This is a genomic window from Kitasatospora sp. NPDC058492 (genome assembly GCF_042720685.1).
In the GTDB taxonomy this organism is placed as follows: domain Bacteria; phylum Actinomycetota; class Actinomycetes; order Streptomycetales; family Streptomycetaceae; genus Kitasatospora.
The window spans coordinates 1-12,618 of sequence record NZ_JBHXMU010000069.1 but is presented as its reverse complement, the minus strand read 5'-3'; the positions used below and the strand labels follow the sequence as shown (position 1 = coordinate 12,618).

Sequence of the window (12,618 nt, the reverse complement as noted above, 5' to 3'; positions counted from 1 at the left end):
TTGCGGCTAGGGCGCGCTGCTTCGCATCAGCCCGAACAGGCCACCCGCTGGGCCTGCTGCCAGGCGCAGACCGGGCAGAGCGTGCTGCCCGGGTGGTCGGCGGGCAGTTCGGTCGGCTCCCCGCACAGGACGCAGTCGGCCCGCGGCCCGGTCGACGCCGGATCGCGCACCAGCGCCGCCTGCGCCCCGCCGTCGGGGGCGAACTCGCAGACCGCCGTGTCCTCGTTCCTCGCGCTGTCGCTCATGCCGCCTTCCTACTCCGCCCCCGGCCCCCGCCGCAAGGCGCCGCCGACCCGAGCCCGAACCGAGCGCCGGCCCGCCCTGACCCAGCCCGACCCGGTCCCCGCACTCCTCGATCAGGGCGGCGGCGCCGTCCAGGAGCGGGCGCAGCCCGAACCGGGCCGGCCGCCCCCGCCCCGCCCGTGTGCACCCCGCCCCCGGGCGACCCGCCGACGGCGGGCCCGCAACGCCCGGCTACGGTGACCGCATGGCCACCGACCTCCAGCGGCGCCTGCTCGCCGCCCGCGCCAGCGCGCCCTCCTACCCCGAGGTCGGCGCCACCCGCGGAGGCCCGCTGCCGGACGGCTACGCGCACCTGCGGCGGCGGGTGCACCTGGGCCGAGGGCCTCAGGTGCTGGCCCGGGCCGGGCGGCACGTGCTCGGCTGGGGCAGCCAGCTGGGCACCGGTTTCGCCGTGTACCCGCATGCGCCGGCCGAGCCGGGGTCGACGGTGCTGCTGCGACTGAGCCTGCCGGGCAGCCGGTGGCCCCGGCTGGTGATCCCGTGCCGGGTGGTGTGGACGGTAGAGGAGCCGGACCGGATCGGCTTCGCGTACGGCACGCTCCCCGGGCACCCGGAGTGCGGCGAGGAGGCGTTCCTGGTGTCCATGGACGCCGCCGGCGAGGTGTGGTTCGAGGTGTCGGCGTTCTCCCGGCTGACCGCCTGGTACGCGCGGATGGGCCGGCCGGTCGCGCTGCTCTGCCAGTACCTGGCGATCGAGCGCTACCTGGCAGCGGTGGCCGCCGCCGTGGCCGAGCCGGCCGGGCCCGCGGGCCCGGCCGATCCCGCCGTCGAGTAGCGCGTCGAGTCGGCCGAAGGAGTGTCGGCCTAAGGAGTCCCTGCCGAAGGAGCCCCTGCCGAAGGAGCCCCGCCCGAGGGAGTCCCGGCCGCAGAAGTCGGGTCAGCCGAAGAAGGAGAGCCGCACCGTCCGGCGCGGATTGTCGCCGTTGGTGTCGATCAGCACCACGGACTGCCAGATGCCGAGCGCCAGCTGGCCGCCGATCACCGGCAGGGTGGCGTGCGGGGCGACCAGGCCGGGCACCACGTGGTCCCGCCCGTGGCCGGGGCTGCCGTGCCGGTGGCGCCAGCGGTCGTCGGCGGGGAGCAGTTCGCGCAGGGTGGCGAGGAAGTCGTCGTCGCTGCCGGAGCCGGTCTCCAGGACTGCGATTCCGGCGGTGGCGTGCGGGACGAAGACGTTGAGCAGGCCGTCGCGGCCGGCGGCCCGCTCGGTGAGGAACGCGGCACAGCGGTCGGTGATGTCGAGCGCGACCTCTCGGCTGCCGGTGGTGATCTCGATGGTGGTGGTCTGGAAGAGGCCCTGGTGGGTGGAGTGGATGTTGTCCGCCATGGCGCCATCCTGACCCACCTCGGCGGGCCCCGCGCAGCACCTCGCCGACTCCGCCTGTGGGGGCGGTGAGGTGCACTAGGCTGAAAGGTTTAGACCACATCGGCCCGGCCGGGGCGGGCCCGGATCCGGGCACGCCGAAGACCCGACGGTCCGTGTGGTCCGCCGGGTCGGGGTCCCGATCCGCACCGGGTGGCCCGGGAGGCCCGGACCGCGGAGCCGTAGGCCCCGGCCGACGGGCGCTAGCCGCGCCCGCCGAAGAGGCTTCGCCGCAGCCGGCGCAGTGGCGTCAGCAGCGAGATCCGCGCGTGACGACGCTTGGCCGTCGGGGCGTCCGCGCCGCGCGGCGTCAGCTCCCTTATCAACCCGAGCGCCTCGGCGGTGTCCACCGCCGGGAGCGCGGGCGCGCCGAGCACGGCCAGGTGTCGGTCGATCCGACGGCCGGTCGTGCCGACACCGCACTGGATCGCCGGCACGCGGGGCCGAGTCCGCACTTGCATGTGTTCCATCAGTTTTCCCACCCCTACGAGGCGCCAGGGCCGTGAGGCGAAGACTATCCGCGATGGACGGCCTTCGCGCAACCGTCCTTGGTGTTGTGCCACCGTACCGTGCGGCGTCAACTGACGATGCACCAGGGGCCACCAGGGCGATCACGACTAGGCATCAATGATGGTGCACGACCGGCCATCTGTCAGCAGTACCCGGGGCGCAGGTCCGGCGCCCGGCCGCGCGGCGCGCGCCGGGCGCACGCGACCCGCACGCGGCCCGGCGGGCGGTCCGGCGGCCATGGGGGATGCCGCGGCGGATGCGGCGGTGGACACGACGCGGATACCGCGGTGGATATAGGGGACAGCCGGGGTCGTCGACAAAGCGACCGGTCGACACCTCCAGGCTTCATGAAGTGAACACATTCGAGGGATTGACTCCGGGGAATCCTCCAAGCAATATCTGTGAGAACGCGTCCGTGCCCGCATCGCACCCGGGTGCGTGTTCGAGTGATGAAGAACTCCGGCTCCCGCGAGCCACTGCCCGGCCGCCTCGACGCTGCGGTGGCCAGGCTCGCGAGGTGCCCGGAAAGGCGGTCGGCCGTAGAGGGTCGGCCGGGCCGCCGCCAGGCTGCCGGTGCCGCCCCGTTCAGGGCCCGGCACCGGCGGTTCCGGGCCCAGCGGCGATCGTGGCCACGGTTCCACCGCGGCCGGTCAGCCCGGCCCGCCACCTCGGCCGATCACCCCGGTCGGACGTCCCCGCAGGTCGCACCCGGTCGATCGGTAGACTCGGCCAGCGTGCCCCTCCTCCTCAGCATCGTGCTCCCGGTCCACGGCGTGGAGCGGTTCCTGCCGCGCTGCCTCGACTCGATCCTCGGCGACACCCCCGCCACGGAGTCCCGTTTCGAGGTGATCGCGGTCGACGACCTCTCCCCCGACGGCTCCGGCGCGATCCTGGACGCCTACGCGGCCCGCGACCCCCGACTGCGGGTCCTGCACCTCACCGAGAACCAGGGCCTCGGCGGCGCCCGCACCGCCGCCCTGGCGCAGGTGCGCGGCGAGTACGTCTGGTTCGTGGACAGCGACGACTGGCTGCCCGAGCGAACGGTGGGCGCGATCCTGGACGAACTGGAGCTGGAGCAGGAGCGGGAGCGCGGGCCCGGGACGCCCGCCGACGTCCTGCTCACCGGCTTCACCCACGTCTACCCGGACGGCGAGACCGAGCCGAACCCCTGGCGCCACGTGCTGGCCGACTCCCCGCTGGTCGAGGGGTGCACGCTGGCCGAACACCCGGCGCTGTTCCAGACCGTGATGTCGGTCTGGAACAAGGTGTTCCGCCGCGCCTTCCTGGAGGGCCTCGGAGTCTCCTTCGGCCGCGGCTACTACGAGGACATCTCGGTCACCTACCCCGCGCTGCTGGCCGCCGGGCGGCTGCGCTACCTCGACCGCCCCTGCTACTTCTACCGGCGCGGCCGGGACGGCGCGATCACCGCCACCGCCTCCCCCAAGCACGCCGACGTGTTCGCCCAGTACGACGCGATCTTCGCCTTCCTGGACCGCCCGGACCGCCCCGGCCGGCCCGTCCCCGACGCACTGCGCACCCTGGTCTTCGACCGGACCGTCCGGCAGGCGCTGAACGTCTACGACACCCCCGGGCTGGTCCCCGCCGACCGGCGCAAGGACTTCTTCCGCCAGATCGCCCGGCACTTCGCCCGGCACCGCCCGACCGGCTACCGCTACCCCGGCGGCGTGCGCGGCGTGCAGTACCGGCTGGCCGCGCGCGGCGCCCGGATCGCGTACGCGGAGCTGCGCCGCACCGGGCAGCTGCCGCGCGAACTCAAGCGCGGGGCAAGGGCGGTGGCCCCGGCCGTGAAGAAGGGCGTGCGCAGCGGCGCGCGGTTCACCGCGTACAACGCCTTCCGCCGGCTGCCGCTGGACGAGCACCTGGCGGTCTACGCGGCGTACTGGCACCGGGGTTACGCGTGCAGCCCGGCGGCGATCTACGAGAAGGCCAGGGAACTGGCGCCGCAGATCCGGGGCGTGTGGGTGGTGGAGAACCGCAAGCAGGCCGCGACCATGCCGCCCGGCGTGCCGTACGTGATCGTCAACACCCCCGCCTACCTCAAGGCGATGGCGACCGCCAAGTACTTCGTCAACAACGTCAACTTCCCGCGCACGATGGCGAAGCGGGCGGGCACCGTGCACGTGCAGACCCAACACGGCACCCCGCTCAAGGCGATGGGCATGGACCTGCGCGAACGCCCCGAGGCCGCCGAGGGGATGGACTTCGACCGGCTCCAGGAGGCCGTCGACCGCTGGGACTTCCTGGTCTCCTCCAACCCGCACACCAGCGAGCACTTCACCCGCGCCTTCCCCGGCCGGTACGAGATGCTGGACACCGGCTACCCGCGCAACGACCGGCTGGCCAACACCACACCGGACGAGGTGCGGGCCATGCGCGAGCGGTTCGGGCTGCGGCCGGACACCACGGCCGTGCTGTACGCCCCGACCCACCGCGGCGACCAGGGCGGCTACGTGCCGCTGCTGGACGTCCGGGAGCTGGCCCGGCGGCTGGGCCCTGACTTCACCCTGCTGGTGCGCACGCACTACTTCCACACCGGCGGCCCGGGCGACCTGGCGGCGGGTGAGGGTTCGGCCGCGATCGTCGACGTCTCGGCCCACCCGACCGTGGAGGACCTCTACCTCGCGGCGGACGCGCTGGTGACGGACTACTCGTCGATGATGTTCGACTACGCGGTGCTGGACCGGCCGGTCGTGATCTTCGCGCCGGACTGGGAGGAGTACCAGCGGGTGCGCGGCGTCTACTTCGACCTGTTCGAGCAGCCGCCGGGGGCCGTCACGGTGGACCCGGACGGGCTGGCGAAGGCGCTGCTGGCGGGCGATCCGGAGCCGGCCGCGCGGGCCCGCTTCCGGGCGCGGTTCTGCCCGTGGGACGACGGCGGGGCGGCGGAGCGGGTGGTGCGCCGGGTGTTCCCGGTGGAGTCCTGAGGCGCCCCGCGGCGCTCCCGGAGCCTTGAGGAGCCGTGCGGAGCCTTGAGGAGCCGTGCAGCACCGGGCCCGGCGCCGCCGGTACGGCGACCGGACCCGTCGGCACGCTCAGCGCTGGCGGGCGGCCAGGAACTCGTCGAAGGTCAGGAAGCCCTGGTGGCGGGTGTCCATGGCGTGGATCAGGGCCTCGGCCATCGACAGCGTCACGGCGTGGTCGCCCATCTCGTTCGCGACCAGTGCGTATTCGGCCGGAGTGATCTTGCCGTCGCCGTTCTTGTCGAAACGGTCGAACATGGCCTTGATCGCCTCGGTGGTCTCCATCGTGCCCTCCTGGTACTGCGGGGTTGCGCTCTGTTCGGACGGGCGTACCCTACCCGGCCGTGGTGCGCGCCACGGTCGCCGGGAGTGGACGGCCGCGGGGGTGGTTGTCGTAGTCTGCGGATCTGATTGCAGGCCCGGGCTCCTCCCGGGCGATCGTTCGTCCAGGGAGGGACCATGCTCGATCTCGCCACCAGGCTGGTGCTGAAACCCGTCTCACGCGGCATCTGGCGGCCGACCATCGAGGGCATCGAGAACGTGCCGCGCAAGGGCGGGGTCATCCTGGCCAGCAACCACCTGTCCTTCATCGACAGCGTGGTGATCCCGCTCACCGCCCCGCGCCGGGTCCACTTCCTCGCCAAGGCCGAGTACTTCACCGGGACGGGACTCAAGGGCCGGCTGTCCAAGGACTTCTTCGAGGCGATCGGCGCGGTGCCGGTCGAGCGCGGCACCTACCGTTCCGCTCAGGCCTCGCTGGAGTCTGCGCTGGAGATCCTGGAGGACGGCAAGGCCTTCGGCATCTACCCCGAGGGCACCCGGTCGCTGGACGGCCGGCTCTACCGGGGCAAGACGGGCGTCGCCTGGCTGGCGCTGACCGCGGGCGTGCCGGTGGTGCCGGTGGCGCTGGAGGGACCGGAGCAGATCCTGCCGGTGGGCAAGCGGGTGCCGCGGATCAAGAAGGTGACCGTCCGGTTCGGCGAGCCGCTGCACTTCGACGAGCTGCACGGGCAGGCCCGCTCGCTGAAGGCCCGTCGGCAGGTGACCGACGAGGTGATGGCGGCGATCCAGCGGCTCTCCGGCCAGGAGGTCGCGGAGCGCTACAACGAGGCGCCGAAGGCCGCGTAGGCCCCGGCCGCGCACCGCGCCACACCTCGCCGCGCCGCGCCACATCACGCTTCGCCACACCTCGCTGCGCCACATCACGCTTCGCCGCGCCGGGGCGAGCGCTCACACGTGTCCGAGCGCGGCCGTCTCCGGTACGACGGCGGCCGGCTCCGGCGCCTCCCGGCGCAGCAGTGCCGCGTAGCGGCCGTCCAGCTCCACCAGTTCCTCGTGGGTGCCGAGTTCGACCACCTCACCGTGGTCGAGGACGGCGATCTGGTCGGCGGCCCGGACGGTGGAGAGCCGGTGCGCGATGGTGATGGTGGTGCGACCGGCCGCCAGGGTGTCCACCGCCTGCTGGACGGCCTGTTCGGTGCGGTTGTCGAGCGCACTGGTGGCCTCGTCGAGGATCAGCACCGGCGGGTTGCGCAGGATCGTCCGGGCGAGCGCGAGGCGCTGCTTCTCGCCACCGGAGAAGCGGTAGCCGCGCTCGCCGACCAGGGTGTCGTAGCCGTCCGGCAGGGCGGCGATGGTCTCGTGGACCTGCGCGGCCCGGGCGGCTTCGACCAGTTCGGCGTCGGTGGCCTCCGGCTTGGCGAAGCGCAGGTTCTCGGCGACCGAGGCGTGGAAGAGGTAGGTCTCCTGGGAGACCACGCCGACCGCGCGGGCCAGCGTGTCGAAGGACAGCTCGCGCACGTCCACGCCGTCGATGGTGACCCGGCCGCCGGTGACGTCGTACAGCCGCGGGACGAGGTAGCTGAGCGTGGTCTTGCCGGAGCCCGTCTCACCGACCACGGCCAGTGAGCTCCCGGCCGGGACCTTGAGTTCGATCCCGGAGAGCGTCGGCCGTTCCTGCGCGGGGTCGTAGCGGAAGTCGACGTCCTCGAAGCGGACCTCGCCGCGGATGTCGGTCAGGTTCCGCGGCTTCGGCGGCTCGGCGATCTCCACCGGCAGGTCGAGGTACTCGAAGATGCGCTGGAAGAGCGCGAGCGAGGTCTGCACGTCCACGCCGGTGGAGAGCAGGCTGACGGTCGGGCGGAACAGGCCCTGCTGGAGGGTGACGAAGGCGACCAGGGTGCCGACCGAGACGATCGGTGCGCCGCCCGCCGCGGACAGCCCCGCCGCCCAGTAGATGACCGCGGGCATCGCGGCCATGACGATCTGGATGGTGTTCATCCGCCAGCGCCCGGCCATGCTGGCCCGCACTTCGAGGTCGGCCAGCTGGTCGGACTGCCCGGTGAACTCACGGGCGAGCGAGTCGGAGCGGCCCATCGTGCGGCCGAGCAGGATGCCGCTGACCGACAGCGACTCCTGGACCGCCGAACTCATCGCGGCCAGCTGCTTCTGCCGCTCGGTGGTGATCTTCTTGCGCTCGTTGCCGACCCGCCGGCTGATCCAGACGAACAGCGGGAGCAGCAGCAGCGAGACGACGGTGAGGCGCCAGTCGAGCGCGACCATGGCGACCACGGAGGCGATCACCGCGGTGAAGTTGGAGACCAGGCTGGTCGCGGTGGACGTCACGGTGGACTGCATGCCGCCGATGTCGTTGGCGATCCGGGACTGCACCTCGCCGGTGCGGGTGCGGGTGAAGAAGGCCAGCGACTGCCGTTGCAGGTGGCTGTAGACGGCGGTGCGCAGGTCGTGCATGACGCGCTGGCCGACGGTGGTGGAGATCAGCGTCTGCAGGACGTTGAAGATGCTGTTCACCACGGCCGCGAGAACCATGCCGAGCGCGAGCAGGCTGAGCAGCCCGGTACGGCCCTGCGGGATCGCGGTGTCCAGGACGGCCTTGAGCAGGAACGGCGAGGCCACCGACACCACGGCGGAGGCGGCCACCAGCAGCCCGACGACGGTGAGGCGGCCCGTGTACGGGCGGAAGAGGGCGAGGATGCGCCGCCACTGGGCCGGCGGGCGGGGCTCGCCCTGGGCGCGTTCGGGCGGGGTCCAGTTGATGGTGGTGGGTCTCAAGGGCAAACCTCCGTGGGTGGGGCGGTCGGACGGCCGCCAGCATAGCGAGAATAGCTCATAGTTAGACTAGCTAATAGTGAGGCTGGATCTATTCCCATGGCGACCGCCCCTCCGGCCGCCCGGCCGCCCGGCCGCCCGGCCGCCCGACCGCTCGGCCACTCCGGCCGCCCCGACCGCCCCGACCGCGTCAGTTCGTCCGGTAGCTGCGCGCCGCCTTCGAGGACAGACCGCCCAGTCGGCCGGAGGGCAGCAGGCGGGCGAGCGCCACCACCGCCTTGTAGCGCTTGCCCGGCACGGACACCGACCGGCCCCGGGCCAGGTCGCGCATCGCCTCCGCCACCACTCGCTCGGCCGAGAGCCAGGACCAGGCCGGGATGTTGCCGGTGCCCATACCCGCCCGCTGGTGGAACTCGGTGCGGGTGAAGCCCGGGCAGAGCGCCATCATCCGCACCCCGGTGCCGCCGAGGTCGCGCAGCACGCCCTGGGTGAAGCTCACCACCCACGCCTTGCTCGCCCCGTACGTGCCGCGCGGCAGGAACGCCGCCACCGAGGCGACGTTCACGACCGCGCCGCGACCGCGCTCGCGCATCCCCGGCAGGGCCGCCGTGGTCAGCCGCAGGATCGCCTCGATGTGCACCTTCAGCATGTCCAGCTCGCCCTGGAGCGGGACGGTCCCGAACGCGCCCTTGTTGCCGAAACCGGCGTTGTTGACGAGCAGGTCCACCGGGCGGGCGGAGTCGGCGAGCCGGGCTTCGACGGCCGCGATGCCCTCGTCGGTGGCGAGGTCGGCGGTCAGCGCCTCCACCTCGACTCCGTACTCGGCGTGCAGGTCGGCGCTCGCGCGCTCCAGGCGCTCGGTGTCCCGGGCCACCAGGACGAGCCGGTAGCCGCTGCGGGCGAGCCGGCGGGCGAACGCGGCTCCGATGCCGGCGGTCGCGCCGGTGATCAAGGCTGTGGTCATGCCCCCGACGGTACCGACTCACCGCGGCCGCGCCCACTCCGAACGGACTATCCCGGCCCGGCCGTCTGCGGATGCAGGTACCGGACCGCGCCCTTACCGTTCGGACGGGGGCATCCCCCGACCGGGCGGTGACGCTCAACTGAGGAGGCACTTCTGATGCTTACTCACTGCCGGACCCACCGGACGACGACCACGCCGACCGCTACGCGCGCCGAGGCGGACACACTCGCGAGCCTGATGGTGGAGGACGAGGCCGTCGTGTCCGACGCGCCCACGTACTCGCCCGAAGCCCTCGGACTCCTGCTGCTGGCGCTGTTGCTGTCGCCGAAGCCGCCGAAGGAGAAGTCGACCCGCTAGCAGCCGGGCGGCCCGATCGCGGGGCCGGTCCACCGACGTGGACCGGCCCACCCCTTCCCCGGCGCCTCGGCGGGCCTGACGAGGGCTCGTGAGCCCGTTCTCGTGAACCCGCGCCCGCGAGCCCACTCCCGCGAGGCCGCCCGCCGGGGGCTCCCCGACCAGGAGGAACACCGCCGATGCCCTTCGCCGAGACGCCACTGCGCGACGAGTACGCCGCAGCCGTCGAACGGGTGGCGCGCCGGACCCTCGACGCCCTCCGGGGTGACGGGGGCGCAGCCGCGCTCGCGGACCCGGACGGCGCCGTACCGCGCCCGACCCTGGCCGCACTGCGGGTGCTCGGCGCGGACCTCTTCGCCCCGCAACTACTCACCGGGGCCGCACCCGACGGGCCCACCGCCGCACTGCTGGCCGAGGCCCGGCAGGCCTTTCCGGCACCGGACTCGGCACCGGACTCGGCAGCGGCCTCGGTGTCGGACTCGGCCGACGCCGCGCTGGTGATCGCATGGCAGGACTGGGCGGCCGGGCAGGTGCTCGCCCGCACGCCGTACGGAACCGGTGCCCCGCCGACCGCGCCGCCCGTGCCGCCTCCGGGCCCGGAGGCCGTCGGCTGGCAGACCTGGTCGGTACGGATGGCGCAGCTGTCCGTCCTGGCGCTGCCCGGGCTCGACGGCCCGGTGCACGACACCGCCCGCACGCACACCCTGGCCCTTGCCCGCGGCACCGTCCGCTCCATGCTGCGTCGCGACCTCCCCACCGCCACCCGGCTCGCCCGCTGGCTCCGCCTGGGCCGGTGCCGAAGGCCGGCCGCTGCGGCTGGAGGTCGAGCCCGTCCTGGAACGCATCCGGCTGGCCGGTAACGGCAGCGCCCGCACCGGACTTGAGCTGGCCGTCGCCCGTCGGATGCTCGACCGTTCCTCCCGTCCGCCGACCGACCGACGGAGCCGGGTCCGATGACCGACACCCACGTCCTCGCCACCGCGCAGCGGCTCGCCTCCCGCGCGCTGGCCTGGCTGCACGCCTCCCACGCCGACGGCCTCGGCCGGATCCCGGACAACACCGTGGTCGACCTCTCCGACCCCGACGACGCCTACAAGCCGCTCGGCGAGATCGCGCTGGCCGCTTCGCTGATCCTGCGCGACGGCGTCACCGGGCCCACCGAGACCCGCACCGCACGCGCGCTGCTCGACCACGCCTGGGGGCAACTGCGCGAGGGCGACCTGCTGTACGAGCGGCAGCTGCGCCACTTCACCATGACCGACCCGCTGGAGACCTACGCCCACTTCGCCCGGGCCGGCTACCGCCACCCCGCGCTGGAGGAACTGCTCGATTCGCTCAGCCGGCTGCGGGCCGCGCACGCCGAGGAGATCCACCCCAACCGACGCCTGGGGGTCGCCGACGCCCGACGGGTCGTCGGGCTCGCCCACCAGCCGAACTGGGCCGCACTCGCCGTCGGCACCTGGCTGGGCGCCACGCCCGAACCGTGGGCCGTCAACTGGATGACCGGCTACGACATCACCCACACCGTCTTCCACCTCACGGACTGGGGCGCCCGCCCGGACGGCCTGCCGGAGCCGATGCGCGACCACGTGCGCGACTGGCTGCCGGCCTGGCTCGACATCTGGCTGGAGATCGGCCAGTGGGACCTCGCCGCCGAACTCCTCGTGGTCGACGCCTGCATCGGCGAACCGGCCACCGGACGGCAGGGCTGGGACGCGCTGGCCGCCGCCCAGCACGAGGACGGCCTGCTGCCGCGCGACACCGACCCGGTCGACGAGGACCGCGAGCGGACGTTCCAGGACCACCAGCACACCGCCGTCGTCGCGGTGGTGGCCGGTGGCATCACGCTCGCCCGGGCACTCGGGGCCACCGCGGCGGTCGCGTGAACGGGCTGGGTCCGGCGGTCGCGGAGGCGGTGCGCGCGGCCGGACCGTACGCCACCGCCGTCACCGTGGCCGTCACGCGCGGGGACGCGGAGGAGGTGCGCTGCCACGGGCGGCTCGGGCACGGGCGGACGGCCGTATGCTCGCCGGACACCGTCTTCGAACTCGGTTCGGTCAGCAAGACCTTCACCGCGCTGCTGCTGGCACAGATGGCCGCGCGCGGAGACGTCTCCCTGCACGACACGGTCGAACACCGCCTGCCGGACTGCTGGCGCCCGGTGACCGTCCGCTCCCCCGAGCCGATCCGGCTGCTGCACCTGGCCACCCACACCTCTGGCCTGCCCCGGCTGCCGCCCGGACTGGCCGCGCGCGCCGTGCCGACCTGGTTCAGCAATCCGTACGCCGCGTTCGGGGACGAGCAGTTGAGGGCCGGAGTGGCCCGAACCACCGTACGGTGCAGGCCCGGCAGCCGGTACCGGTACTCCAACTACGGCGTCGCGCTGCTCGGACGGGCACTCGCCGAGACGGGCGGGTTGCCCTACGGGGAACTGCTCGCCGAACGGGTCCTCCGGCCGCTGGGCCTCGGCGCCACCACCTGTACGGCGGACCCGCCGGGGCGGGCGGTCGGGTACCGGCGCGGACAGGAACTTCCGCCCTGGCGCATCCCCGGACTGCCGGGGGCCGGCGCGCTCCGGGCGAGCGGGGCCGACCTGTTGCGCTACCTGAGGGCGCATCTCGACGGCGGCCACGGCGAGTTGGCGGCCGCGCTGCGCGAGGTCCAGCGGCCGCGGCTGCGGCTGCCGCGCTCGACGGACGAGCTGTGCCTGGTGTGGAACCACCGCCGCCCGGGCGGGCGCGACCTGTACTTCCACGCCGGGGCGACCCGGGGGTTCACCGCCTTCGTCGGGTTCTCGCCCCAGGCGTCGGCCGCGGTGGCGGCCCTGGCCAACACCGGGCCGTCGCTGGACGGACGGTTCCTACAGGCGGCGTACGAGGTGCTGCGGGCGGCTTAGGACCCGACCTGGGGGGTGCGGCGCCGCGGCTCAGGCGGCGGGCGGCGGGCGGCGGGCGGCGGGCGGCGGGCGGCGGGCGGGCCTAGGCTCAATGCCAGTGACTTTGGTGTGTCTGTCTCGTTGGTTGTGGTGTGGCGAGGGTGGGGCAGGTCAAGTCGTGTGCGGGTGAGCGGTTGTCGGA

General features: G+C 73.7%; 13 protein-coding genes. 7 read left to right on the top strand and 6 right to left on the bottom strand.

Translation table 11 applies throughout. The features are described 5' to 3' along the window. Positions 1-26: 26 nt before the first annotated feature. Positions 27-245: a hypothetical protein gene (locus ACFWPI_RS32890; RefSeq protein WP_363367075.1), complete on the bottom strand. Its 219-nt coding sequence runs from the start codon at positions 243-245 to the stop codon at positions 27-29. 242 nt (positions 246-487) lie between these two features. On the opposite strand from ACFWPI_RS32890, the gene ACFWPI_RS32885 reads away from it, so the two are divergent. Beyond that, positions 488-1,078 carry a DUF1990 family protein gene (locus ACFWPI_RS32885; protein ID WP_380376924.1) on the top strand — a complete coding sequence of 197 codons (591 nt, stop codon included), beginning with the start codon at positions 488-490 and terminating at the stop codon, positions 1,076-1,078. A 102-nt stretch (positions 1,079-1,180) separates the two neighbouring features. Here the strand turns inward: ACFWPI_RS32885 and ACFWPI_RS32880 are convergent, their stop codons facing one another. Beyond that, positions 1,181-1,627, bottom strand: coding sequence for a YjbQ family protein (locus ACFWPI_RS32880; RefSeq protein WP_363367071.1), 447 nt, complete (start codon positions 1,625-1,627; stop codon positions 1,181-1,183). Positions 1,628-1,866: 239 nt separating this feature from the next. Then, positions 1,867-2,133 carry a hypothetical protein gene (locus ACFWPI_RS32875; RefSeq protein WP_063349971.1) on the bottom strand — a complete coding sequence of 89 codons (267 nt, stop codon included), beginning with the start codon at positions 2,131-2,133 and terminating at the stop codon, positions 1,867-1,869. Between the two features lie 774 nt (positions 2,134-2,907). Here ACFWPI_RS32875 and ACFWPI_RS32870 point away from each other — a divergent pair. After that, positions 2,908-5,118: a CDP-glycerol glycerophosphotransferase family protein gene (locus ACFWPI_RS32870; protein ID WP_380376929.1), complete on the top strand. Its 2,211-nt coding sequence runs from the start codon at positions 2,908-2,910 to the stop codon at positions 5,116-5,118. A gap of 108 nt (positions 5,119-5,226) precedes the next feature. Here the strand turns inward: ACFWPI_RS32870 and ACFWPI_RS32865 are convergent, their stop codons facing one another. Next, positions 5,227-5,439, bottom strand: a complete 213-nt coding sequence (locus ACFWPI_RS32865) for an EF-hand domain-containing protein (RefSeq protein WP_063349969.1) — start codon at positions 5,437-5,439, stop codon at positions 5,227-5,229. 174 nt (positions 5,440-5,613) lie between these two features. Here ACFWPI_RS32865 and ACFWPI_RS32860 point away from each other — a divergent pair, with 174 nt between their 5' ends. Further along, on the top strand, positions 5,614-6,282 hold the full coding sequence (locus ACFWPI_RS32860; RefSeq protein ID WP_063349968.1) for a 1-acyl-sn-glycerol-3-phosphate acyltransferase: 669 nt from the start codon (positions 5,614-5,616) through the stop codon (positions 6,280-6,282). 102 nt (positions 6,283-6,384) lie between these two features. On the opposite strand, the gene ACFWPI_RS32855 is transcribed toward ACFWPI_RS32860, so the two are convergent. Together ACFWPI_RS32855 and ACFWPI_RS32850 are read right to left on the bottom strand one after the other, a co-directional pair. After that, positions 6,385-8,226, bottom strand: coding sequence for an ABC transporter ATP-binding protein (locus tag ACFWPI_RS32855; protein WP_380376933.1), 1,842 nt, complete (start codon positions 8,224-8,226; stop codon positions 6,385-6,387). A 187-nt stretch (positions 8,227-8,413) separates the two neighbouring features. Continuing rightward, positions 8,414-9,187: an SDR family NAD(P)-dependent oxidoreductase gene (locus ACFWPI_RS32850; RefSeq protein ID WP_380376935.1), complete on the bottom strand. Its 774-nt coding sequence runs from the start codon at positions 9,185-9,187 to the stop codon at positions 8,414-8,416. A 156-nt stretch (positions 9,188-9,343) separates the two neighbouring features. Between ACFWPI_RS32850 and ACFWPI_RS32845 the strand changes: the two genes are divergently transcribed. From ACFWPI_RS32845 to ACFWPI_RS32830, 4 genes are all read left to right on the top strand, one after another. Beyond that, the gene (locus ACFWPI_RS32845; RefSeq protein WP_063349965.1) at positions 9,344-9,544 is read left to right on the top strand and encodes a hypothetical protein; all 201 of its coding nucleotides are present in this window, start codon (positions 9,344-9,346) and stop codon (positions 9,542-9,544) included. Between the two features lie 176 nt (positions 9,545-9,720). Continuing rightward, positions 9,721-10,401 carry a hypothetical protein gene (locus ACFWPI_RS32840; RefSeq protein WP_380376938.1) on the top strand — a complete coding sequence of 227 codons (681 nt, stop codon included), beginning with the start codon at positions 9,721-9,723 and terminating at the stop codon, positions 10,399-10,401. 93 nt (positions 10,402-10,494) lie between these two features. Next, positions 10,495-11,427 (top strand): DUF6895 family protein, encoded by a 933-nt coding sequence (locus ACFWPI_RS32835; protein WP_380376941.1) that lies wholly within the window; start codon positions 10,495-10,497, stop codon positions 11,425-11,427. After that, positions 11,424-12,437 (top strand): serine hydrolase domain-containing protein, encoded by a 1,014-nt coding sequence (locus ACFWPI_RS32830; protein ID WP_380376944.1) that lies wholly within the window; start codon positions 11,424-11,426, stop codon positions 12,435-12,437. Before ACFWPI_RS32835 ends, ACFWPI_RS32830 begins: the two co-directional genes overlap by 4 nt. Positions 12,438-12,618 lie beyond the last annotated feature (181 nt).

Bases quoted from the DNA above. Each gene is read 5' to 3' on its own strand.
- ACFWPI_RS32890 (WP_363367075.1), bottom strand. From the start codon at position 245: ATGAGCGACAGCGCGAGGAACGAGGACACGGCGGTCTGCGAGTTCGCC.
- ACFWPI_RS32885 (WP_380376924.1), top strand. From the start codon at position 488: ATGGCCACCGACCTCCAGCGGCGCCTGCTCGCCGCCCGCGCCAGCGCG.
- ACFWPI_RS32880 (WP_363367071.1), bottom strand. From the start codon at position 1,627: ATGGCGGACAACATCCACTCCACCCACCAGGGCCTCTTCCAGACCACC.
- ACFWPI_RS32875 (WP_063349971.1), bottom strand. From the start codon at position 2,133: ATGGAACACATGCAAGTGCGGACTCGGCCCCGCGTGCCGGCGATCCAG.
- ACFWPI_RS32865 (WP_063349969.1), bottom strand. From the start codon at position 5,439: ATGGAGACCACCGAGGCGATCAAGGCCATGTTCGACCGTTTCGACAAG.
- ACFWPI_RS32860 (WP_063349968.1), top strand. From the start codon at position 5,614: ATGCTCGATCTCGCCACCAGGCTGGTGCTGAAACCCGTCTCACGCGGC.
- ACFWPI_RS32850 (WP_380376935.1), bottom strand. From the start codon at position 9,187: ATGACCACAGCCTTGATCACCGGCGCGACCGCCGGCATCGGAGCCGCG.
- ACFWPI_RS32845 (WP_063349965.1), top strand. From the start codon at position 9,344: ATGCTTACTCACTGCCGGACCCACCGGACGACGACCACGCCGACCGCT.
- ACFWPI_RS32840 (WP_380376938.1), top strand. From the start codon at position 9,721: ATGCCCTTCGCCGAGACGCCACTGCGCGACGAGTACGCCGCAGCCGTC.
- ACFWPI_RS32835 (WP_380376941.1), top strand. From the start codon at position 10,495: ATGACCGACACCCACGTCCTCGCCACCGCGCAGCGGCTCGCCTCCCGC.